The sequence below is a fragment of the Corynebacterium sp. HMSC056E09 genome, assembly GCF_001813425.1.
Taxonomy (GTDB): Bacteria; Actinomycetota; Actinomycetes; order Mycobacteriales; family Mycobacteriaceae; genus Corynebacterium; species Corynebacterium hesseae.
Genome location: NZ_KV812495.1, coordinates 93,900 through 117,805, shown reverse-complemented (window position 1 = coordinate 117,805; position 23,906 = coordinate 93,900). Strand labels below are relative to the sequence as shown.

Annotated in this window: 15 protein-coding genes; 11 read left to right on the top strand and 4 right to left on the bottom strand. The window is 64.9% G+C overall.

From position 1 onward, the window contains the following. The first annotated feature begins 86 nt into the window (after positions 1 to 86). From HMPREF2912_RS06875 to HMPREF2912_RS06825, 11 genes are all read left to right on the top strand, one after another. A complete protein-coding gene (locus tag HMPREF2912_RS06875) occupies positions 87 to 2,039 on the top strand; it encodes a glycosyltransferase (RefSeq protein WP_070624345.1) in 1,953 nt (650 codons plus the stop codon). Further along, complete coding sequence (locus tag HMPREF2912_RS06870) at positions 2,029 to 2,556, top strand: phosphatase PAP2 family protein (RefSeq protein WP_070683676.1); 528 nt, start codon at positions 2,029 to 2,031, stop codon at positions 2,554 to 2,556. Before HMPREF2912_RS06875 ends, HMPREF2912_RS06870 begins: the two co-directional genes overlap by 11 nt. Continuing rightward, positions 2,553 to 3,560: a decaprenyl-phosphate phosphoribosyltransferase gene (locus HMPREF2912_RS06865; protein ID WP_070597014.1), complete on the top strand. Its 1,008-nt coding sequence runs from the start codon at positions 2,553 to 2,555 to the stop codon at positions 3,558 to 3,560. The genes HMPREF2912_RS06870 and HMPREF2912_RS06865 overlap by 4 nt, the downstream gene beginning before the upstream one ends. A gap of 48 nt (positions 3,561 to 3,608) precedes the next feature. Further along, positions 3,609 to 5,354, top strand: a complete 1,746-nt coding sequence (locus tag HMPREF2912_RS06860) for an arabinofuranosyltransferase AftB family protein (protein WP_070683674.1) — start codon at positions 3,609 to 3,611, stop codon at positions 5,352 to 5,354. Positions 5,355 to 5,498: 144 nt separating this feature from the next. Next, positions 5,499 to 6,530, top strand: coding sequence for an alpha/beta hydrolase (locus tag HMPREF2912_RS06855; RefSeq protein ID WP_070683672.1), 1,032 nt, complete (start codon positions 5,499 to 5,501; stop codon positions 6,528 to 6,530). A gap of 302 nt (positions 6,531 to 6,832) precedes the next feature. Further along, complete coding sequence (locus tag HMPREF2912_RS06850) at positions 6,833 to 8,746, top strand: alpha/beta hydrolase-fold protein (RefSeq protein ID WP_371441105.1); 1,914 nt, start codon at positions 6,833 to 6,835, stop codon at positions 8,744 to 8,746. Between the two features lie 10 nt (positions 8,747 to 8,756). Then, on the top strand, positions 8,757 to 9,281 hold the full coding sequence (locus HMPREF2912_RS06845) for a DUF732 domain-containing protein (RefSeq protein WP_070624343.1): 525 nt from the start codon (positions 8,757 to 8,759) through the stop codon (positions 9,279 to 9,281). Between the two features lie 54 nt (positions 9,282 to 9,335). After that, the gene (locus HMPREF2912_RS06840; RefSeq protein WP_070624342.1) at positions 9,336 to 10,274 is read left to right on the top strand and encodes a cutinase family protein; all 939 of its coding nucleotides are present in this window, start codon (positions 9,336 to 9,338) and stop codon (positions 10,272 to 10,274) included. Between the two features lie 125 nt (positions 10,275 to 10,399). After that, positions 10,400 to 12,259, top strand: coding sequence for a FadD32-like long-chain-fatty-acid--AMP ligase (locus HMPREF2912_RS06835; protein WP_070683668.1), 1,860 nt, complete (start codon positions 10,400 to 10,402; stop codon positions 12,257 to 12,259). Positions 12,260 to 12,469: 210 nt separating this feature from the next. Further along, on the top strand, positions 12,470 to 17,242 hold the full coding sequence (locus HMPREF2912_RS06830; RefSeq protein ID WP_070624341.1) for a type I polyketide synthase: 4,773 nt from the start codon (positions 12,470 to 12,472) through the stop codon (positions 17,240 to 17,242). After that, on the top strand, positions 17,239 to 18,786 hold the full coding sequence (locus tag HMPREF2912_RS06825; protein ID WP_369815759.1) for an acyl-CoA carboxylase subunit beta: 1,548 nt from the start codon (positions 17,239 to 17,241) through the stop codon (positions 18,784 to 18,786). Before HMPREF2912_RS06830 ends, HMPREF2912_RS06825 begins: the two co-directional genes overlap by 4 nt. 269 nt (positions 18,787 to 19,055) lie before the next feature. Here the strand turns inward: HMPREF2912_RS06825 and HMPREF2912_RS06820 are convergent, their stop codons facing one another. The 4 genes from HMPREF2912_RS06820 to HMPREF2912_RS06805 form a co-directional block, all read right to left on the bottom strand. Beyond that, entirely contained in the window at positions 19,056 to 20,069 is a 1,014-nt protein-coding gene (locus tag HMPREF2912_RS06820) for an HNH endonuclease signature motif containing protein (RefSeq protein ID WP_070523786.1), read from the bottom strand. Between the two features lie 127 nt (positions 20,070 to 20,196). Beyond that, entirely contained in the window at positions 20,197 to 20,544 is a 348-nt protein-coding gene (locus HMPREF2912_RS06815) for a DUF3054 domain-containing protein (protein WP_070523783.1), read from the bottom strand. Next, positions 20,545 to 21,555, bottom strand: a complete 1,011-nt coding sequence (locus HMPREF2912_RS06810) for a lysylphosphatidylglycerol synthase transmembrane domain-containing protein (protein ID WP_070523780.1) — start codon at positions 21,553 to 21,555, stop codon at positions 20,545 to 20,547. Beyond that, on the bottom strand, positions 21,552 to 23,900 hold the full coding sequence (locus tag HMPREF2912_RS06805) for an MMPL family transporter (RefSeq protein ID WP_070683666.1): 2,349 nt from the start codon (positions 23,898 to 23,900) through the stop codon (positions 21,552 to 21,554). The genes HMPREF2912_RS06810 and HMPREF2912_RS06805 overlap by 4 nt, the downstream gene beginning before the upstream one ends. Positions 23,901 to 23,906: the final 6 nt, after the last annotated feature.

Genomic DNA, 23,906 nt, shown 5'->3' with positions numbered 1-23,906 from the left:
CGCGTGGGAACTCAGCTGAAGAGTGCGAAACCACTAATCTTGGTTCCTGAATACTGTCGAAACCTGTGTGGAGAACCGAAGATATCGTGACTGCCAACAATACTGCTGCGTACGAACCCGTACAGCGCATCCTGCTGCCCAAGCGTGGCGAGCCGGTCGACGTCCGCATGCTCTACCTCATCGAGTCCGAGCAAAACCGCGAGCGCCTCAGCTGGAGCGGCCGCACCTCCGTGACCATCCCGGCCGGCGAGGAAGCCTCCTTCGAGACCTACTTCAACGCCTTCCCGGCCGCCTACTGGCGCCGCTGGTCTCAGCTGAAGTCCATCGTGCTGGTGATGGACGTCGAGGGCGAGGCCAACATTTCCCTCTACCGTTCCAAGCAGGATGGCCAGCGCATCGCCGTGGCCAACCACGTGGTGACCACCGGCCACCACGAGTTTGAGCTGCCCCTGAAGAACTTCGAGGACGGCGGCCTGCTGTGGTTCGATGCCTCTGCCGTTGAGGACACCGTGCTTGCCGACGCCTCCTGGTGCGCCCCCCACGCCCCGAACCCGCAGCTCCTACCGGACGGCAGTGAGTACCCGGCGCAGGACAAGCGCGTCGCCGTGGGCATCCCGACCTTTAACCGCCCCACCGACGCCGTCGCGGCACTGCAGGCGCTGGCGGAGGACCCGGTGGTGGACGGCATCATCGACTACGTCCTCATGCCGGACCAGGGCAACCAGCACCCGGCGGACGAGCCGGGCTACGACGAAGCGGTGGCGCACTTTGGTGAGCGCTTCCGCGAGTTCCGCCAGGGAAACCTGGGCGGCTCGGGCGGTTACTCCCGCATCATGTTCGAGGCGCTGGAGAATACCGACTCGCCCTACATCCTCTACATGGACGATGACATCGCCATCGAGCCGGATTCCATCCTCCGTGCGGTCCAAGCGGCGCGCTACGCCGCCAAGCCCTTCATCGTGGGCGGCCAGATGCTCAACCTGCAGGAGCGCTCCCAGCTGCGTACCACCGGCGAGCGCGTCAACCGCGCCGACTTTATGTGGGGTGCGGCCGAGCACGCCGTCTACGACCACGACTTTGCCAAGTACCCGCTGCGCGCCATCGGTGACGCCCAGTCCCACCTCGACCCGAAGAAGTACGACTCCCGCGCGCTGCACCGCCGCGTCGACGTGGAATACAACGGCTGGTGGATGTGCCTCTTCCCGCGCGTCGTCGCGGAGAGCATCGGGCAGCCGCTGCCGCTGTTCATCAAGTGGGATGACACCGAATACTCCCTGCGCGCCGCCGCCCACGGTTTCCCCACGGTGACCTGGCCGGGCGCTGCCATCTGGCACATGGCCTGGGCGGATAAGGACGATGCCATCGACTGGCAGGCCTACTTCCACCTGCGCAACCGCCTCATCGTGGCGGCCCTTTACCACGAGGGCGATGCGCGCGGGATTACCAAGTCCATCTTCAAGTCCACCCTCAAGCACACCATGTGCATGGAGTACTCCACCATGGCCATCCAGCTGGAGGCCATGAAGGACTTCCTGGCCGGCCCGGATCAGCTCTTCGACATCCTGGAGTCCTCGCTGCCGCGCATCGCGGCGATCCGCAAGGAATTCCCGGACGCCGTCATCATCGAGTCGGCGGATCAGCTGCCCGCGCCCACCGGCGCGCCGGGCGTGCCCACCCGCAACATCGGCGGCCGCCTGGGCAAGATCAAGAAGATTCCGTGGCTCATCAAGTCTGCCAAGCACCTGGTTACCAAGGAAGACCCGGCCCATCACGAGGCGCCGCAGCTCAACCTCACCCCGGAGGAGGCCCGCTGGTTCACGCTCTCCCGCGTCGATTCCGCCACCGTCTCCACCGCGGGCGGCACCGGCGTGGCCTTCCGCAAGCGCGACCGAGAGCTGGCCCTCGAGCTGGTGAAATCCACCCGCGAGCTGCTCAAGGAAATCGAGGAGAACTTCGATGACCTGCGCGCCGAGTACCGCGCGGCCCTGCCGGAGCTGACCTCCCGCGAGTCCTGGCGAAAGGTCTTCGATGCCCAATAAGCTGTCTATCGCCGAATCCCACGTCCTCGAGAAGATTCAGGACGTGGCCTTCGATGCCCCCGGCGTTCTGCCCACCGCGCGGGGCTTAAGCCATTTCGGCGAGCACGCCCTGGGGTGGCTGGCCCTATCCGGTCTGGGTGCCGCCGTGAATTACCAGAAGCCGGCGCGCCGCCGCCAGTGGGTGGCCGTTGGTGTGGGCGCTTTTACGGCGCACGCGGCCAGCGTTGTGATCAAGCGCATTGTGCGCCGCAAGCGCCCGGATTACGACTACGTCAAGGTGGGCGTGAAAACCCCATCTAAGCTGTCCTTTCCGTCGTCTCACGCGACGTCCACAACGGCGTTCCTTGTGGGTGCCGCGCGCGTTCTGGGAACCCCGGCACCGCTCGTTGGTGTGCCGGTCATGATGGCCTCGCGTATGGTGCTCGGGGTACATTACCCATCCGATACGGCGTTCGGCGCCCTGCTGGGAGCCGCCACCGCGGAAGCATGTCACCGCTATGAAAGGAAGACCGCATGAGCGAACGACCTAACCGCGTCGACGACGGTGAACAGAGAGTCTTCCACTCTGAGCCACACACCTCCGGTATAGATACCGGCCGCAAGCGCAAGCCCCCGAAGAACCTCGCCGACGGCATGGTCAAGGCCCTGCGCCCCAAGCAGTGGGTCAAGAACGTCCTGGTCTTGGCCGCCCCTGCGGCCGCGGGCGCGGACTCGCTGTTCCATTCGCGCGTGCTTCTCGACGTCCTCCTTGCCTTCATCGTCTTCTGCATGGGCGCGTCCTCCATTTACCTCATCAACGATGCCCGCGATGTGGAGGCCGACCGTGAGCACCCGACGAAGCGCTTCCGCCCGATCGCGGCGGGCGTGCTTCCGGTGGGCCTGGCCTATGCCATGGCGGCCGTGCTCATCATCGGCTCGATTGGTCTGTCCTTCTTGGCCACGGCGGGCCTGCAGCTCGCCATCGTCATGGCTATCTATATCGGCCTGCAGCTGGGCTACTGCTTCGGGTGGAAGCACATGCCGGTGATCGACATCGCCCTGGTGTCTTCCGGTTTCATGCTGCGGACCATGGCCGGCGGCGTGGCCGCGGGCATCGAGCTATCCCAGTGGTTCCTGCTGGTGGCCGCGTTCGGCTCCCTGTTCATGGCCTCGGGTAAGCGCTACTCGGAGATCCTTTTAGCCCAGCGCACGGGCGCCAAGATCCGCAAATCCTTGGAGGGGTACACGCCCACCTACCTGCGTTTCGTATGGACGCTGGCGGCTACTGCCGTGGTTATGTCCTACTCCCTGTGGGGCTTCCAGCTCTCCAACGAGTCTGATGGGCCGGCCAGCGTGTGGTACCAAATCTCCATGGTGCCGTTCACCATCGCCATTCTGCGCTATGCCGCCGATGTGGACCGCGGCAATGGCGGTGCACCGGACGAGATCGCCTTGGAGGACCGCGTCCTCCAGATTCTGGCCCTGGTGTGGCTGGCATGCATTGCCATGGCGGTCTACATCATGCCGGTAATGGTGGGCTAGCCAGCGGCGATCGGGAACAGGGCAAGGCAAGTGCTAAACTCTCTCCTCATGCGAAAATCCGATACACGTACCGCGGCCGCGCTCAGCGCGCTGGCCTCGGTCATCGTGATCGGAGTTTTCTCGTTTTGGGGTGGATTCGCCCGCCGCTGGATCTCCGACGACGGTTTGATCGTCCTGCGCACTGTGCGCAACCTTGAGGAGGGAAACGGGCCCGTTTTCAACGCGGGGGAGCGCGTCGAGGCGAATACCTCGACGCTGTGGCAATACCTGATCCTCCTCGTGCGGTGGGTAACGAACGCCCCGCTGGAATCCATCGCCGTCAACCTGGGCCTCGTGCTGGCAGTTGCGGCGATGGTGCTGGGGGCGTGGGCCACGGCACGCGCCTTCTTCCGCTCGGGCCAGTTTGCCGCACCGCTGGTGGCTCCCGCGGGCGCGCTGGTCTACCTCGCGCTGCCCCCGGCCCGTGACTTCTTCACCTCCGGGCTCGAATGGGGCCTGTCCATTTTCTACCTCGCGGCCCTATGGGCGCTGCTGCAGCACTGGGCGCAGTCCCGCGATAGCGCCAGCGCCTACTGGCTAGCGCTGTGGGCCGGGCTGTCCTGGCTCGTACGCCCGGAGTTCGCGCTCTACGGCGGACTGGCCGGCCTGCTGCTTTTGGCAGCACACCGTAATTGGAAGGCGTGGCTGGGCATCCTCGGCGCGGCCCTTCCCATTCCCGCGGGCTACCAATTCTTCCGCATGGGCTACTACGGCCTGGTGACTCCGCACACGGCGGTGGCCAAGTCGGCGTCGTCAAGCGCGTGGGGCAGCGGCCTGAACTACCTGAAGGATTTCGTGGGGCCTTATGCCCTGTATCTGCCCGTTCTCGTGCTGGTGGGTGCGGCATTGTGGACCTTCCGCACCCAGCTGCGCCCGGCGGCGCTGCGCAGCGCCACGACCGTGACCTACCTGATGGTCGGGGCCGCGGCGGTGCACGTGCTGTACGTGCTGCGCGTTGGCGGTGACTTCATGCACGGCCGCATGCTGCTGCTACCGCTCTTTGCCGCGCTTCTCCCCGTTTTCGTTCTGCCGCTCAAGGGCCTTGTGTCTTCGCTCGCGGTGGCCTTCTGTGCGGCGTGGGCATTCATCATCGTGCTGCGCGGGCATCCGACGGATTGGGATGCCTATGAAAAGCCGCTGTCCATCGTGGACGAGCGTGATTTCTGGACCTATGCCACCAACCGCGAGGCGGGCCACCCGCCGCGCTCGGCGCGGGATTACCTGGGGATGAAGTTCATGCGCGGCTATGAAGAAGCCGGCGAGAAACTCGTCGGCGGAGATGCCCTGGCCACCATCTATGTGGAGGATAAAGAAAAGGACCTGCTCAACTGGCTCACCGTTCCGCGCGAGCCGGGAATGAACGAGCCGCCGACGGTGTACTTGGTGAACTTGGGTATGACGTCGATGAACGCGCCGCTCGATGTCCGGGTTCTCGACACGATCGGTCTGGCCACGCCGATGGCCGCACGCATGCCCCGCGAGGAAGGCGGGCGCGTGGGCCACGACAAATCCCTCGAGCTGGAATGGCAAGCAGCACTCACGGGCGCGGACATCGAGTATCTCCCGCCGTGGTATGACAAGGATAAGACCCGCCAGGCGCGCGCCGCGCTGGACAGCCCAGAAGTGCAGGAACTCATCGCTTCCTATAGCGCGCCCCTGACATGGGAGCGCTTCCGCGCGAACCTAGCTTTCTCGCTGACCTCGGGGCGCACGCTCATGTTGCCGTCTGACCCGAGCGATTATCCTGTCCATTAGCTTGGCGTGAGCTGGGGAGCACCCCCATGGGTAGGCGAAAATTGCCAGGGTGCGTTACGCTAAACAAGATTCTTGTTATTGATCTGTAACTATCGCTGGCGTGTTGGCGATGTAGTAGTGGCAGTAAAAACGTTAAGGAGAAACATGAGTTCACTAAGCTCTGGCCTGCGGACTCGGGTCCTCTCAGTGGTGGCAGCCATCGCTGTGGCTTTGGGCCTGGTAGTGACCGCGGGTACGCAAGAAGCATCCGCCGCCAACCGGGACTGGCTGCGTGGCGACGCCACCGGTGCCTGCGAGTGGGACCGCGTCGGCTACTGGGTACAGCGCTGCGACGTGTGGTCCCAGGCAATGGGCCGCAACATCCCAGTGCAGATCCAGCCGGCTAAGAACGGCGGCAACGCAGGTCTGTACCTGCTCGATGGCCTGCGCGCTACCGATACCACCAATGCCTGGATCAATGACGTCAACGCCGCGCGCACCTATGTCGACCACAACATCACCCTGGTGATGCCGGTGGGTGGCGCAGCGTCCTTCTACGCGGACTGGAACGGCCCGGCCACCTATGACTTGGTCAAGCCGGTCAACTACCAGTGGGAGACCTTCCTGACCCAGGAGCTGCCGGCCTACCTGGAGGGCAACTTCGGAGTGGCCCGCAACAACAACTCAGTTGCCGGCCTGTCCATGGGCGCTACCGCTGCCATCACCCTCGCTGGCAAGCACCCGGGGCAGTTTCGCCAGGCGCTGTCCTACTCCGGCTACCTCACCACGACCTTGCCGGGCGCTCAGACGTTCATGCGCTTGGCGCTTCTCGACGCCGGCGGCTTCAACATCAACGCCATGTACGGGTCCATCATCAACCCGAAGCGCTTCAGCAATGATCCGTTCAATCTGATCCCGGAACTGGCTGCGAACGGAACGGATGTTTATGTCTCCGCCGCGTCCGGCATCCCGGGGCCGGTGGATCAGCAGCGCTACCGTCCGGAGCACATCGCGGCCGGCGTGGCCCTGGAAGGCTTTGCCAACGGCACCACCCGCCTGTGGGAGCTGAAGGCCCGCGCAATGGGCGTTCGCCTGCAGACGAATTACCCGGCACAGGGCCTGCACAACTGGGAGCAGTTCGGATACCAACTCGAACGCTCCAAGCCACAGGTGCTTAACGTAATGAACGCTTGGTAATCATCTCCTGCGTGGCCGCCGTGCTCTTGAGCACGGCGGCTTTTTCATAGCCATGGTGGGCGTGTCCCCCTTCCCAAAGTCTCAAGTTAAACTTAAACTTGAGAACACATTAGACCGCTCACTACGCGTACGGTGGCGAGTTCCGCAGGAGGGGAACCTGCGGAGCCCGCTCGCGGTAGCGCGTGCCCTCATCTCGATTTACCCCTAACAAGGACTCTTCAATGCCGAACACTGCGTCAACTCAGCCCCGCCGGTCCGCCAAGGCTTCCGGCCTGCGTTCCCCGTCCGCAGCCCGCAAGGGCCTGACCATCGCTGCACTGCCCACCGCCGTGGCCGTGGGCTTTGCGCTGCTGCCTATTGCAAACGCGCAGTCCTCCGGCTCTTCCAGCGACGGAATTACCGATCTTCTGGGCAGCTCCAACCTCTCCGATTCCTTCGCCCCGTCCAATCCGCCGCAGCGCACTCCGGTGGAGACGGAATACCCGAAGATCGAGGGCTTGCCGGAGGGCGTGTCCGTGTCCCGCGTTGAGTACCTGACCAACCGCCACCTCAAGGTCTACATCAAGTCCGCCGCCATGCCGGACAAGGAACAGGTTGTGCAGATCCAGCTCGCGCGTGACTGGTACTCCAACCCGGACAAGACCTTCCCGGAGGTCTGGGCGCTCGACGGCCTGCGTGCCCGCGACGACGAGTCCGGCTGGACCATCGAGACCAACATCTTGTCCCAGTACGCTGACCGCAACGTCAACCTCATCATGCCGGTGGGCGGCGAGTCCTCCTTCTACTCCGACTGGCAGAAGGAAGACAACGGCAGGCACTACATGTGGGAGACCTTCCTGATGAAGGAACTCATCCCGATCCTGGAGAAGGGCTACCGCTCCAACGGCAAGCGCGCCGTCACCGGCATCTCCATGGGCGGTACCGCCGCTGTCAACCTTGCTGAGCGCAACCCCTGGGCCTTCAAGTACGTTGGCTCCTTCTCGGGCTACCTCGATACCACCACCACCGGCATGCCGGAGGCCATTACCGCCGCGCAGGCCGATGCCGGCGGATTCACCTCTACCAATATGTGGGGTGACCTGTACTCCCAGGATTGGATCGACCACGATCCGAAGCTGGGCATCGAGAACCTCAAGGACATGAAGGTCTATGTCTCCGCCGGTAACGGCAAGGATGACTACGGCCAGATCGGCTCGGTGGCCAAGGGCCAGGCCAACATGGCCGGCGTGGGCCTGGAGGCCATCTCCCGCATGTCCACCCAGACCTTCGTTGATTACGCTAAGCGCGCTGGCGTCGAGCCGGTGGTCAAGTTCCGTCCGACCGGCGTTCACAGCTGGGAATACTGGCAGTTTGAGATGACCGAGGCATGGCCTTACATCGCTGATTCTCTCGGCCTGGACAAGAGCGACCGCGGCGCGGACTGCACCCCGGTCGGGGCCATTGCGGAGGCCACCAAGTCCGGCATCATCGGTAACTGCGTGAACAACGAGTATGACGTCGCCGAGCGCGGCAAGGCCCAGGACTTCCAGGCTGGTACCGCCTACTGGTCCCCGGAGACCGGCGCACACGCCGTGATTGGCCGCATCGGCGCTCGCTACTCCGAGCTCGGTGGCCCGACCTCCTGGCTGGGCTTCCCGACGACCGGCGAGGAAAAGACCCCCGACGGCCGCGGCCGCTACGTCCACTTCGAGCACGGCTCCATCTACTGGACCCCGGAGACCGGCGCTTGGCCGATCCCGAAGGACTTCTTCGATGCATGGGGCAAGAACGGCTTCGAGGGCGGCGACCTCAAGTACCCGGTTGCCGAGGCCCGCAAGGTCGGCGACGGCCAGGTCCAGGATTTCGAGGACGGCGTGCTGACCCGCAACCTGGACGGTTCCTTCCACATCGTGCACGGCGCTATCGGCGCGAAGTACAAGGAGCTGAAGGCTGCTGAGTCCGAGCTGGGCTTCCCGGTTGGTGAGGAAAAGGCCGTCAACGGCGGCTTCTTCCAGGAATTCGAGCACGGCAACATCTACTGGTCCATGGACTCCGGCGCGCACTACATCCTCAAGGGCAAGATTTTCGATGAGTGGGGCAAGCACGGCTGGGAGCAGGGCGAGTTTGGCTGGCCGACGGAGGACTACGCCTCCATTCCGGCCGGTGGGCTGACCCAGTCCTTCCAGCATGGCGTCATCCGTGAGGTCATGGGCCAGGTCCAGGCGGATAAGAAGTAGGAGAACCGCCATGCGTCTTTTCTCCGCGCGTCCCGCCGCGGCAGCCGGCGCGGCCGTGCTGCTCGCCGCCGGTGCCCTGTTGAGCGGTTGCGGTTCCGCCACCGTCGAGGAGGGCGAGGCCACCGACACCTCCGTGGCGCCGTTGGAGCGTTCCTCCGCGGCGAGCGGCGGGGCGTCGGCAAGCTCGGCGTCAGCTAGTGGGGCGTCGGAAAGCTCTTCGTCGGCGTCGCGCACCGAAGAGGAACAGGACGGGGAGCCGGAAGACCGCGGCGCACACGAGATCTCCGAGATCCCCGCCCCCGCTCCCGCGCAAGGCCCAGACCAGGACTTCCTGGCTGCGGTGGCGAAGGCCGGCGTAAACGTCGACGGCGTGGAAGACCAAGTGGTGGGTGCCGCGCAGGCCTCCTGCCAGGGCGATGCCGTCACCGCACCGGCAGTGGCCGGACAGCTCATCGAGCAGGGCCGCACCGAGCTTAGCCACGAGGAACTAGTCCGGCTCATCACCGAGCAGGGCCGCAAGCTCTGCGCTCAGTAACGTGGCAGGGATTTTCCAGACAATCCCGTGCCTTCTCGAGGTAGAAATTTCTTCATGCGTAAAACACTTACCGTCCTTGCCGTCGTTGTTCTCCTCGCCGTGATTGGCGGGGGAGCGGTCCACTTCCTCAACACCCGCGAGGAAGGAGAGCAAGGAAACCTTGCGGAGCCCGCCCCCTCCCAGGGGGAGGGCGAAGAAAACGCAACCCCCGAGCAACCGGATTGGTGCCCGCGCGTGGAGTTCATCTCCGCGCCGGGAACGTGGGAATCCGCCGCGGACGATGATCCGATCAACCCGGGGGCGAACCCGAACTCCTTCATGCTGTCGATTACGAATCCGCTGAAGGAGGCCTACGTTCCCGAGGACGTCAAGGTGTGGACGCTGCCGTACACCGCGCAGTTCAAGAACATTAACGCGCAGCACGAGATGAGCTACGACGATTCCCGCAACGAGGGCACCTCGCGCCTGGAGGGCGAGCTGACCTACATGCACGAAACCTGCCCGAACACGAAGTTCATCCTGAGCGGCTTTTCGCAGGGCGCGGTCATCGCGGGTGATGTGGCGGACCGAATCGGCGGCGGCAACGGGCCCGTGCCCGCAGAGAGCGTGGCGGGTGTCGCACTCATCGCGGACGGGCGGCGCCAGGACGGCGTGGGCATTAACCCGGGCGCGCACGTCGGGGGCGTGGGCGCGGAGATTGCCCTGCAGCCGGTCTCAACGTTGATTCAGGGCATCGTCCCGGGCGCCACGATGCGCGGTGAGCGCGCCAACGGTTTCGGAACGCTAGCGGACCGCACCTTCCAAATCTGCGCGCCGAATGACTCCATCTGTGATGCGCCACTGGACGTTAGCAACGGTCTGGAGCGCGCCCGCGATCTCATCGACGCCAACGGCGTCCACGCACTGTATGCCTCTAATCCGGACACTATCGAAGGCACCACCGCCAACCAATGGGTGACGCAGTGGGCCAAGGACACCATCGACGCACAATAGCGCTTGGCGACGTCCCGCCTGCGCGCCATGTAACGGTCGGCGTAGTCCTTCTGATATTTTTAATGTCAAAAGTACGTGATGCAGGGGTATGTGCCCCGCTCTACCCTACGAAGGAGCTTTCCCACATGGACCTGAAAGCCTTGATCGGCCAGTTCTTCGACGAGAAGGGCAACATCGCCCTGCCGCCCCACCTCACGTTGGCGGGCCTTGCCGAACACGTCTATGCCGCGGAGCAGCAGGCGGGTATCCCGGACCGCCCGGTAATGCGCCAATGGGTCTATAGCGATAACCCGGAGGGAACGCCGCGCGATGTCACCCGTTCCCAGGTCAATACCCGCATCAAGGCAGTGGCTGCGCGCCTGCAGCAGGTAGGCAAGATGGGGGACCGCGTGGCGATCCTGGCGGGCAACTCCCCCGAGTACATCTTCGGCTTCCTCGGCGCGATGTACGCGGGCATGACCCCGATCCCACTCTATGATCCGAACGAGCCCGGCCACACCGACCACCTGCGGGCGGTCTTTGGTGACGCAAACCCGTCGATCGTGCTGACCAATAACATCTCGGCCGCCGCGAACCGTGCATACTTCTCGGACCGCCCGGCGGCCGAGCGCCCGCGCATCATCTCCATCGACTCCCTGCCGGATTCCCTGGCGCAGAGCTGGGTGAACCCGCTGGAGACGGAGGAGGGCAAGGCGGCCTTGGCCGCGCTGCAGACCGCGCCGGTGGACCACCCGGCCTTCCTGCAGTACACCTCCGGCTCCACCCGGACACCTGCGGGCGTGCTGCTGACCAACCGCAACATCATGACCAACGTGCTGCAGATCTTCACCGCGGTACAGATCAAGCTGCCAGCGCGCGTGGTGTCCTGGCTGCCGATGCACCACGATATGGGCATCATCCTGGCGGTCTTCGTGACGATTCTGGGCCTCAACCTGGAAATCATGACGCCGCGCGACTTCGTGCAGCAGCCCAAGCGCTGGATTGATCAGCTCAAGCGCCAGCCCATCGATGAGCAGCTGCAAGGTACCTATGCCGTGGTTCCGAACTTCGCCCTCGAGCTCGCCGCGCGCTACGGCGCCCCGGCGGAGGGGGAGAAGCTGGACTTCAGCAACGTCGACGGCATCGTGATCGGCTCGGAGCCGGTGACCGAGTCTGCGGTGAATTCCTTCTGGGAGACCTTCGGCAAGGAAGAGTTTGGCCTGCGCCGCGATGCCCTGCGCCCGTCCTATGGCATGGCGGAGGCCTCGTTGATTGTCACCACGCCGCAGACCCCGGAGCGCCCGATCATTTCTCACTTTGACCGCGAGCGTCTGGCCGAGGGTGAGGCGGTCATCGTGGAGAAGTCCGCGGACTCCGTGGCCTATGCCTCCTGTGGCCAGAGCGTCGTGGCCCAGCACTTGACCATCGTGGACCCGGAGACCAAGACCGAGCTGCCGGATGGCCGCGTGGGCGAGATTTGGCTGCACGGCGAGAACCGAGCCGCCGGCTACCTGGACCGCGCAGAGGAAACCGCCTCGACATTCCACAACACGCTGGGGGAGCGCTTGGCGGAGGGCACCCGCGTGCCGAATGCCCCGGAGGACAATAACTGGTTGGCCACCGGTGACCTCGCGGCAATCGTGGATAACCAGCTCTACATCACCGGCCGCCTCAAGGACCTCATCGTGGTCGCAGGCCGCAACCACTACCCGCAGGACATCGAGGGCACCGTGCAGGAGGCCTCGGGCCACGTCCGTGCGGATTCCATCGCGGCCTTCTCCGTGGAGGGCGGCAGCACCGAGGAGCTTGTGCTGCTCATCGAGCGCGCCGATGGCGCCAACCCGGCCGATGACGCCGCCGCGTCCGAAGCCATCCGCTCCGCGGTCTCCGCGAACCACGGCGTGACCCCGGCGGTCATCCAGTGGTTTAACGCAAACGAGATCAAGCGCACCTCCTCGGGCAAGATTGCCCGCCGCGTGGCCAAGAAGATCTACCTCGCTTCCTAAAGCCCACGCCGCTTAAACCCCCGTTCCCGCGCTACTGCGGGGCGGGGGTTGCTGCTGCCTGTGGGTATGTCGGTTATGAAACCCAAGTTAACAAAGTGAGATAATTGGTCGATAACCCCTATGTACGCTTCGACGTGCGCGTTTTCGTGCTGCGCAAAATCGAATGCAGAGTTAGATATTTTTTAGTCCGCGTAAGAAAGCTAGAGATTTATGACCGTTGAAGAGCTTCGTGGCTGGTTGCGCACCTGGGTTGCGCAGACCACCGGCCTGTCGGCAGAGGAAATCACGGACACCAAACCGCTGGAGAATTTTGGGCTGTCCTCGCGTGACGCAGTGGTCCTTTCCGGCGAATTAGAAAACCTCCTCGGCATTAAGCTCGAGCCCACCGTGGCCTACGAGTACCCCACCATCGCGCAGCTGGCTGAGCGCCTGGTCAACGGTGCGGCCGCTGCAGGGGAGAGCGCACCGAAGGAGGCGTCGCCACGCCCGGCCACCATCGCGGGCGGTGACATCGCTGTCATCGGTTACGCTGGCCGCTTCCCGGGGGCTAAGAACGTTGATGAGTTCTGGACCATGCTCGTCGAAGGCCGCGCCGGCACCGGCCCGCTGCCTGTCGGGCGCTGGTCGGAATACTCTTCTGATCCCATTACCAGCGAGAAGATTGAGCAGCAGAACACCGACGGTGGCTATATCGAGGACATCGCTTCCTTCGACCCCGAGTTCTTTGGTCTCTCCCCGCTGGAGGCGGCTAACATGGACCCGCAGCAGCGCATCCTCATGGAGGTCTCGTGGGAGGCCCTCGAGGACGCCGGCGTACCCGCCAACCAGCTGCGCGGCACGGCCACCGGTGTCTACATGGGCTCCACCAACAATGACTACGGCATGCTCATTACCGCCGACCCGGCGGAGATGCACCCTTATGCCATGACGGGTACGTCCTCAGCGATCGTGGCTAACCGCCTTTCCTACGCCTTCGATCTGCGCGGCCCTTCCATCAACGTGGACACCGCGTGCTCCGCCTCCCTCGTGGCGGTCAACCAGGCGGTCAAGGACCTGCGCGTGGGTGCGGCTGATACGGCACTCGCCGGCGGCGTGAACATCCTGGCTTCACCCCACGCCTCCATCGCCTTTAGTGAGCTGGGTGTCACCTCTCCCACCAGCGCCATCCACGCCTTTTCCGATGATGCCGATGGCATCGTCCGCGCGGATGCCGCGGGCGTGCTCGTGCTCAAGCGCCTCGAGGACGCCGAGCGCGATGGCGACACCATCCATGCCGTCATCAAGGGCACCGCGGTCAACTCCGACGGCCACTCCAACGGCCTGACCGCCCCCAACCCGGAGGCGCAGGTCGACGTCCTCGAGCGCGCCTATGCCGACGCCGGCATCCGCCCGCAGGACGTGGACTACGTCGAGGCCCACGGCACCGGCACCATCCTCGGTGACCCCATCGAGGCCACCGCGCTCGGCCGCGTGTTGGGCCCGGGCCGCCAGGCCGCGAACCCGACCCTGCTGGGTTCTGCCAAGACCAACATCGGCCACTCCGAGTCCGCCGCCGGCGTGGTGGGCCTCATCAAGGTCATCGAAGGAATGCGCCACGGCGTCATCCCGCCGAATATCAACTACGCGGGCCCCAACCGCTATATCGATTTCGACGCCGAGCACCTCGAAGTGGTCGAGGATCCGCGCGAATGGCCCGAATATTCCGGCCAGAAGGTCGCGGGTGTCTCCGGCTTCGGCTTCGGCGGCACCAATGCCCACGTGGTGTTGACCGACTACCGCGGGCTGACCCACCAGGACGCCCCGCAGGTCGCCATCGGCGAGGGGCAGCCAGTGGCCCTGCCGGTCTCCGGCCTGCTGCCCTCCCGCCGCGCCGCAGCGGCTTCCGACTTGGCGGACTATATCGAGGCAGAGAACCCGAACCTGCTTTCCCTGGCCCGTACCCTTGCGCGCCGCAACCATGGGCGCTCGCGTGCGGTAGTGGTGGCGTCGTCCAGCGAGGAAGCTGTCAAGCGCCTGCGACAGGTCGCCGAGGGAACCGTCTCCGTGGGCATCGCCGCGGCGGATTCTCCCTCCGTCCACGGCCCCGTCTTCATGTACTCCGGCTTTGGCTCCCAGCACCGCAAGATGGCCAAGGACATGATTGAGATCTCGCCGCTGTTCAAGGAGCGCCTGGAGGAGCTCGACGCCATCGTGCAGCGCGAATCCGGCTGGTCCATCCTGGAGCTGGTGCACGACGACGCCCAGACCTACAACACCGAAACCGCGCAGGTGGCCATCACCGCCATCCAGATAGCGCTGACGGATCTGCTCGCCACCTTCGGCGTGCGCCCTGCCGGCGTTATCGGCATGTCCATGGGTGAGATCGGCGCGGCCTATGCTGCGGGCGGCATCACGGCGGCCGACGCCATGCTCATCGCCTGCCACCGCGCACGCCTGATGGGGGAGGGCGAGGCCTCGCTTCCCGACGATCAGCAGGGCGCCATGGCCGTCGTCGAGCTCTCCGCCGAGGAGATTGACGCCCTTCCGGGTTCCATCGAACCTGCCGTGTACACCGGCCCCGGCATGACCACCGTCGGTGGTCCGCGCGAAGAGGTCCTCGCGCTGGTGGAGCGCCTCGAAGGCGAGGGCAAGTTCGCCCGCGCGCTCAACGTCAAGGGCGCGGGCCACACCTCCGCCGTCGACCCGCTCCTCGGTGAGCTCTATGCGGAAATCGCTGGCATCGAGACCCGCCCGCTGCACACGACGCTCTTCTCCTCCGTCGACCGCGGCAAGGTCTACCGCCCCGGTACGGTGCTGCACGATGAGGACTACTGGATCCGCATGACCCGCAAGCCCGTCTACCTGCAGGACGCAGCGGAGGCAGCCTTTGCGGCGGGCCACATGCAGATCGTTGAGATTTCCCCGAACCCGATTGCGCTCATGGGCCTGATGTCCACCGCCTTTGCCGCGGGCAAGGCGGATGCGCAGCTGCTTTACAGCCTGAAGCGCAAGGTGGACCCTACCGAGTCGCTGCTGGATCTGCTGGGCAAGCTCTACGTCGCGGGAACTCCGGTGAACTACACCAAGGTCTTTGGTTCCGGCGCGCTTGTCGCCGCCCCGCATACCCGCTTCCGCCGCCAGCGTTTCTGGACCAACGCTCGTCCCTCGTCGGGCGTGTCCGGCCTGCCGGGCGCGCGCGTGACGCTGCCGGAGGGCGCGGTGGCGTTCTCCACGAACGCTGACCAGGCGCCGAGCGCGCTGGCCATCCTGGAGGCCGCCGCCGAGGCCGTCACCCCGGGCGCGCACATCGCGGCGAGCGAGGAGCACCTGGATCTGCCCGCGAAGGGCGAGGTCACCACCATTGTTCGCCGCACGCTGGGCGGGCTGTCGGTGGCGGTGCACTACGTGGATGGAGCGACCACCAAGCTTGTTGCGGAAGGTTTTGCCTCGACCCTCAACCTTGCAGAACCCACCCCGACGGCCGAGCCGAGCCTGCCGCAGGCCGTGACCGCGCCGCAGTTTGCTGACCCCGACGTGGGCGTCGACGCCGTGCGCTGGGACCCGGAGAAGGAGAGCGTGGAGGAGCGCTTGGCGCTCATCGTGTCGGAGTCCATGGGCTACGACGTCTCCGATCTCCCGCGCGAGCTGCCGCTCATTGATCTGGGCCTGGATTCGCTCATGGGCATGCGCATCAAGAACCGGGTGGAGAATGACTTCCAGATTCCGCCGCTGCAGGTGCAGGCGCTTCGCGACGCCTCCCTCGCCGACGTCATCACCATGGTCGAAGAGGCCGTGTCCGAGCAGCCCGATGCCGCAACCGCAAGCGCCGACGCGACCGCCGACGCACCCTCCGCGCTCACCGAGAGCGACGACACCACCCCAGACGCCTCCGCGGTGAGCGCGAAGGGCGGCGAAGGCGTGGGCGTTGCACCGCGCGATGCCTCCGAGCGCATGGTCTTCGGCACCTGGGCCACCTTCACAGGTACGGCCGCAGCCGGCGTGACCTCCGCGCTACCGCAGGTCAGCGATGAGGTGGCAGAAAAGATTGCCGAACGCCTCACCGAGCGCGCTGGCATCGAGGTCACTGCGCACCAGGTCCACGAGGCCGAAGCGCTGGAGAACCTGGCGGACCTCGTCCGCGAGGGCCTGGAGACTGAGGTCGAGGGCAATATCCGTGTCCTGCGCGAGGCCGATGGCCCCGCCGTCTTCATGTTCCACCCGGCCGGCGGCACCACCGTGGTCTACCAGCCGCTGACCCGCCGCCTGCCTGCCGACGTCGCCGTCTACGGCGTGGAGCGCCTTGAAGGCAGCCTGGAGGAGCGCGCCGCCGCCTACATCGAGGACATCCTGCACTACGCGCGCGGCCGCAAGGTCGTGCTTGGCGGCTGGTCCTTCGGCGGCGCGCTGGCCTATGAGGTGGCCTACCAGCTGCAGGAGCGTCAAGCTCGCGGCGAGGATACTGCTGAGGTTGCCTTTATCGCTCTGCTGGATACCACCCAGCCGGCTAACCCAGCGCCGAAGACACTGGAGGAAACCAAGGCCCGCTGGGGGCGCTACGCCGCCTTCGCCAAGAAGACCTATGGCCTCGACTTCGAGCCGCCCTACGAGATGCTGGAGACCGTGGGCGAGGATGCACTCATGGCCATGCTCGCGGAATTCCTTAGCTCCACCGACGCCTCTGAGCACGGCCTGTCCGCCGGCGTGCTCGAACACCAACGTGCGTCCTTCGTGGATAACCAGATTCTGGGCTCGCTGGATATGGGACGGTGGGCGTCGGTAAGCGTGCCCGTCATCCTCTTCCGCTCCGAGCGCATGCATGACGGCGCCATCGAGCTCGAGCCTGCCTATGCGGAGATTAACCCGGACGGTGGCTGGGGCGTTATCGTGAAGGATCTGGAGATTGTGCAGCTGCCGGGCGACCACCTGGCGGTTCCCGACGAGCCCGCAATCGGTATCGTGGGCAAGCACATGGAGGAATGGATCGAGGAGAAGATTCGGAAGTGACTAGCACCGCTGACAAGCTAGCGGACCTACGCGAGCGCCTCGAGCGTGCCCAGGATCCCGGCAGTGAACGCTCCCGGGCACGCCGCGATGAGGCCGGCCGCTCGACTCCGCGCCAACGCATCGCCGCGCTTCTCGACGAAGGCTCTTTCGTCGAAACCGGCGCCCTGGGCAAGACCCCCGGCGACCCGGATGCGATTTACTCCGACGGCGTGGTCACCGGCCACGGCCGCATCAACGGCCGCCCGGTGTGCATTTATGCGCACGATAAGACTGTGTACGGCGGTTCCGTGGGCGTGACCTTTGGCAAGAAGGTCACGGACATCATGGATTTGGCCATCAAGATTGGCTGCCCGGTTATCGGCATCCAGGATTCCGGCGGCGCGCGTATTCAGGACGCGGTGACGTCGCTGGCCATGTACTCGGAGATTGCCCGCCGCCAGCTGCCGCTGTCCGGCCGCAGCCCGCAGATTTCCATCATGATGGGCAAGTCCGCCGGTGGTGCGGTGTATGCGCCGGTGACCACGGACTTCATCATCGCCGTCGATGGTGAGGCGGAGATGTACGTGACGGGCCCGAACGTGATCAAGGAGGTCACGGGCGAGGAGATTTCTTCCCACGACTTGGGTTCCGCCCGCCAGCAGGAGCTCAACGGCAACGTGTCCGTCGTGGTGCCCTCGGAGGACGAGGCCTTCGACATGGTGCGCGATTTGCTCGACCACCTGCCGCTGACCTGCTTCGACGAGTCCCCGGTCTTCGACGCGCCTACTGATGACGAGGTAGCTGAGGACACCGAGCTGGATTCCTTCATGCCGGATGATACGAACGCCGGCTACGACATGATGGACCTGCTCACGCAGCTTGGCGACGATGACGATCTCATCGAAATCCAGGAAAACTACGCCCCCAACGTCATCACCGCCTTTGGGCGCATCGACGGCAAGGCCGTGGGCTTTGTGGCGAATAACCCGATGCATTCGGCGGGCTGTATCGACGCGGATGCCGCCGATAAGGGCGCGCGCTTTATCCGCATCTGCGATGCCTATAACATTCCGCTGGTCTTCGTGGTCGATACGCCGGGCTACCTGCCGGGCGTGGACCAGGAGAAGGCTGGTCTGATTCACCGCGGCGCGAAGTTCGCGTTTGCCGTGGTGGAGGCCACCGTGCCAAAGGTTTCGCTCATCGTGCGCAAGGCTTATGGCGGTGCATACGCCGTGATGGGTTCGAAGAACCTGACCGGTGATATCAACCTGGCGTGGCCGACAGCCCAGATCGCCGTGATGGGCTCGGCCGCCGCGGTGGTCATGATTGCCGGCAAGCAGCTCGAGGCTGCCGAGACCCCGGAGCAGCGCGCCATGACGAAGAAGGTGTTCATGGACTTCTACGACGAGACCATGACCGCGCCTTATGTCGCCGCGGAGCGTGGCTACCTCGACGGCATGATTAAGCCCTCCGAGTCGCGCTTGGCTCTGCGCCGCGCGCTGCGCCAGCTTGCCGATAAGCAGGAGAAGGACCTGCCCAAGAAGCACACCATCTCCCCGCTCTAGCGTCGTTTAAGCCTGGCGGCGGGCGAAGAAGGCCTGCGGATCGCGCTGAATTTTGTGTCTCGGCGTAACATGTGAGCCTGTTTTATCCGATAAGCCTAAAGACTAGGAATTCAATCAAAGGAGAAACCCAATGCTCTCTAGCGTTCTTGACCTCAGCGGTGACATCATCAACCTCGTCATCATGCTGCTCAACCAGGCCGGCGTGGACGTTTCCGCCCTGAGCTCGAAGTAAGCCAGCGCTTCTAGCCCCTCCTTGCGGAGGGGCTTTTTTAATCCCAGACCGGGCTGGGGAGGGGGACTGGTGGTCCGCCGTCGGGAGGCAGCCACGCCATGCGGCCTTCGATGCGGTCGATACGCCCGCGATGCGTAGGGCGGGCGGGGTCATCGTCATTGATGGCGTTGTGGTATTTACACAGCGGCACGAGGTTGTCGAGGTTCGTCGGTCCGCCATCTTGCCACCTTCTGATGTGGTGCATTTGGCATTCCGCGGCAGGTCTTGTGCAGCCGAGCCAAGCGCACGTCGGATGCTCTGCGCTGAGCAGGATTCGTTGCTTATCGTTGGCGAAGCGGCTGCCGTAATACACATTGACCGGCCCCTCGACCGGATGGAAGAGGGAGACGAAGCCACGCTCAGAAAACGTGGTGCGGAGGAACTCCGCGCCTGTCATCGTGCCGCCGTCGGTTGCCTGCAGAAGGATGTCATCGCCCTCGCCCCGCACAATCTTGTCCAGCTGTTCGAGGCGCACAATGACGTGAGCATGCAACGCCGGCTTCGGCGCGCCGCTTCCGGAAAAGACCTCGTGGACTGCCTTGAGCAGGTCCTCCGACGTGGCTTTGAGAGTGCCTACTAGATTGGCAATCGCGCGCGGGCGATCCGTGATGATGAGCTTGTGCATGCCGCCCGTGCTGCGTCGCACGCGGACGCCAGGAGTGGGCTCGGGTGTGAGCTCCGCGAGCCTGCGCTTCGCCACACCCGCAATCTCGCCTTCTGGGGTCGCACACAATTCCACGCGCAAGTCCCATGCCTGGCGCGAGTTCTTGACGCGCGCCACATGCCGCTCAATCTGCAGCAGCGTATCCAGCGCATGGTTAGTCTCCCGGGCGCGGCGCTGCTTGGCGCTGAAAGCAGTTTGGCCAAAATAAACGCGGTGAAGTCCCTCGAGCTGCCGCGCCACGCGCGGCGTCGCGCCCAGCGCCAGCATGTCCTCGTGCGTGTGCCCCGCGCACAAGGAGACGACGTGCATGCCGCGAGCGAGTACCCCGAGTAAGTCCCCCAACTTCATGCCTCACACACTAAACCGCCCCTAACTATCCCGCAACCGGAACGCCAAACTCCCAGCTCAAACGTCCATTTGCAAGGGCGTAAAGGGGTGAAAGGAGGTCGACGGGTAACCGACTATGTCACAGATTCTAGGCGCGGGAGCGGGAAGCAAAGGCCGCGATGGCTCGCCAGCCAAAGAAGAACAGCGCCGACATTACGGTGGCCACGATGAGGAAGGACCAGTGCGGCAGGCGGCCGTTGACCAGCATCCACAGGGCCATACCGCCAATGATGGCGCTCAGCCACACGACGACGCCCTCCTTCCACAGGCCGCTCAGCTTCGTCGCCATGATGATGATCCAGCCCACGAGCGCGCCCACGGTCCACGGCCAGAAGGCATCAACCCAGGAGCTAAAGCTCAGGCCACCATGCGCCAGGCGGGCGAAGATGGCGAAGAGGGCGAGAGCGAGGACGTCGATAAGCGGGGCAACGCGCATTTAGGATTCCTTCCGGTTCAACGCCGCGTAAGAAAAGCCATCGCGGGCGTAGTGGGCGAAGTAGATGACCCATCCAATGATAGTGATGAGCGCAAAGGAAATAAGCCGGTAGATGATGGCCGCGGAGGTGGCGTGCACCACGGTCAGGCCTGTCGCCACCAGAGGGGTGATGAGCGCGGCCTCCACCGTGCCCACGCCACCCGGGGTGACCTGCGCGGAGCCAGCCAGCTTCGCGGCCAGGAAGGCCAGGGCCACACCGGCCAGGGTGGTGTCATCAGCACCCGCGCGCAGCCACGGAATCTCCCCGGTCACCGCCCACACGGATGCCCACAGCGCAGCCATATCCCCCAGGCGGTGAACTAGCGACGCCCCGGCAACCACAGCAAAGGGGCCACGCGAAAGGTGGACCTCGCCGAGGTTGCGGACCTCCTGAATCGCGCGGTCCCGTTTCGGGCCGGGCCGTAGCTTGCGCAGCCAGCCCTCGAGGGTCACCGGGTGCGAGGTCAGCCAGAAGACGCCGCCGAGGGCGGCGAGCATGAGGACAACCGTGGTGATGAGCGACCCCAGAGCCATATCCGCGTTGAGGAAAAACACCCCGCCCAAGCCAATGAGTGCGAGGAACATCGAGCTAATGATCGAGGACAAAAACAGGAAGTAACTGCACAGCGCCACCGACGCACCCCAGCGGCGCTGCACCTGGAAGGTGAGCAAAGCCGAAAAGGCAGGGCCCGCCGGCAAGGTCGTGGACCAGGCATTGGAGGCCAGCGTGATGGCGTAGGTTTCGCGCAGCGGCACCTTGACGCCGCCCGCTCCGATGAGCCGCTTCATCACTTCCGCCATGCCCGCGATGGACAGCAGCGCGAAGAACACCACCAGCACCACGGGGAAAGGTTCAGTGTGGCGCAGGCGTTGTAGCCCCTCGGAGATGAAGTCCAGCTGGTCGCGGAAGAACCACGCCAGCGCGGCCAGAATCAGCAGGGAGACTATCCAGGTCAGCCAGTTCTTCTTCATCGATCATCCGTGGACTTAAGGCGCTTGACCAGCTCGGAGAAGGGGATGAGCTCGGTGTCGGTGTCGGCGCTGCGGTCCCCGCGTACAGGAGCATCGCTTGGCGACGCCTCCTCAACCTGTTCTGCTGAAGTCACAGGGGAGTGGGGCGCGTCGTCCTGCGCAGCCGGTGCGGCCTCTTCGTAGTTCAGCGCTGGGGCGGTGGGCGTTGGCGCGGCAGCGGATGCGGTGGCCAGGGCCGGCTCGGCAGCCGGGGCGTTGTCGCCGCCGAGGCGATGGGTAAGGCGGGTGAGGAAGCGCGGAGCCCACCAGTTGTCCTCGCGCAGGAGGTGCATGACGGCGGGGACGAGGAGCATGCGGACGATGGTGGCGTCGATAAGCAGTGCAAAAATCATGCCGAAGGCGATGTACTTCATCATCACGATGTCGGAGAAGCCGAAGGCCCCCGCCACCACGATCATGATGAGCGCGGCCGCCGTGATGATGCCGCCTGTGTGCGCGGTGCCCGCAGCGATGGCCTCGTCCGTGGACGCACCCCGGCGGCGGGCCTCCACCATGCGCGAGACCAGGAAGACCTCATAGTCCGTGGACAGGCCAAAGACGATGGCGATGATGAGCACCAGAATCGGGCTCATCAGCGGACCGGCGGTGTAGTTGAGTAGGCCGGAACCGAGGCCATCGACGAACATGAGCGTCAAAATGCCCAGCGTCGCACCCAGCGAGAGCAGCGTCATGATGATGGCCTTGAGCGGCAGGATGAACGAGCCGAAGACCAGCGCCATGAGGATGAAGGTGGCCAGAACCACGTAGAGGGCCATCCAGGGCAGTGTGTCGAAGAGCGCGTCGAGGGACTCGACCTCCATCGCCGGGGTGCCGCCGACATAAAGCTCCACGCCGTCGGGTGCCTCAATGTTCTCGAGCTCGTGGACGATGCGCGCGTAGTCCTCGCGGTCCTGGATGCCGGCGCCGAGGACGGTCGTGCCGTCGACGGTCGCGGTCTTCGGGCCCATCGGTTCGGTGAGGCCTTGGATGGAGCGGGCTTGCATGACGACGTCGACAAGCTGCTCGTTGGTCGCGTTCTTCACCACGAGCTTGACCGGCTCGGTGCGGAAAGAGGGAAATTGCTCGTTGAACTGGTCCTGCGCCACGCGCGCGTCCTGGTTGGGCGGCAGGTAGGTCTCGTTGATGCCGCCGAATTTCACGCCCAGCACCGGCATGGCCAGCGCGATGAGCAGGGCGCAGATGGCGGTGGTCATTAGACCCGCGCGGCCCATGGCCCAGCGCGGCATCCGGTACCACCACGTGTCCTCGATGCGGCGCCCGCGGCGCGAGGTCTTTCGCACAGTCCACTTGTCGATGTTGGGGCCCAGCATGCCAAACAACGACGGCAGCACCATCACCGACAGGAGTGCGGCGAGGCCGACGGCGGAGATGGAACCATAGGCCACCGACTTAAGGAAGGCCTGCGGGAAGAGGAAGAGCCCGGAGAGGGACACGGCCACCATCGCGGCGGAAAAGACCACGGTCTGGCCGGCGGTGGCGGTGGTGATCGCCACGGCCTCCTTGGTATCGCGGCCCTTGTCCAGCTCCTCGCGGAAGCGCGAAACCATGAACAGGCCATAGTCGATGGCCAAGCCCAAGCCCAGCAGCGTGACGACGGCCTGCGCAAACACGTTGACCTGCTGGAAGCCAGCCAGGATGGACAGGATACCCAGGGAGCCCAGGATGGACAGGCCGCCCACGACGAGCGGCATGAAGGCCGCGACGACGGAGCCGAAGACAATCAGCAGCAGCAGTCCGACGAGCGGCAGCGCGGCCTTCTCCGCGCGGGAGATGTCCTTGGCCATGCCCTCATCCAGCGCGTCGGCCACGGCCGTGGCGCCCGCGACCTGCACGGGGACGTCGGCAGCGTGCAGCGAATCCTCGATGGTGCGGAAGTCCTTGAGAGTCTGCTCGCCGTCGCCCTTCAGCCCGATGGCGGCGAAGGCCGTGGAGTGATCCTGCGTGATGAGGTTCGGGTTGCGCTTATCAAAGTAGCTGGTGACGGAGTCGATCTGCTCCGGGTGCTGCGCCTTGAGCTCATCCAGGAAGGCCTTGGCCTCGGCGGCGTGGGCATCGGGGTCATCGAAAAGCAGGATGACGTCGCCGGAATTGTCCCGGCCGAAAGTCTCGAGCTCGATCTGTGTCGCGCTTGTCGACGCCGCCGAAGGATCCTCCCAGCCCTCCTGGCTCATCCGGTCACCCAGGCGGGTGCCGAAGCCGAAGAAGAGGCCGAGGATGAGACCCACGATGATGAGCGGGATGACCTTGCGGTGGGCATAGGAGAAGCGGCCCCAAGAATAAAACATGCGGCT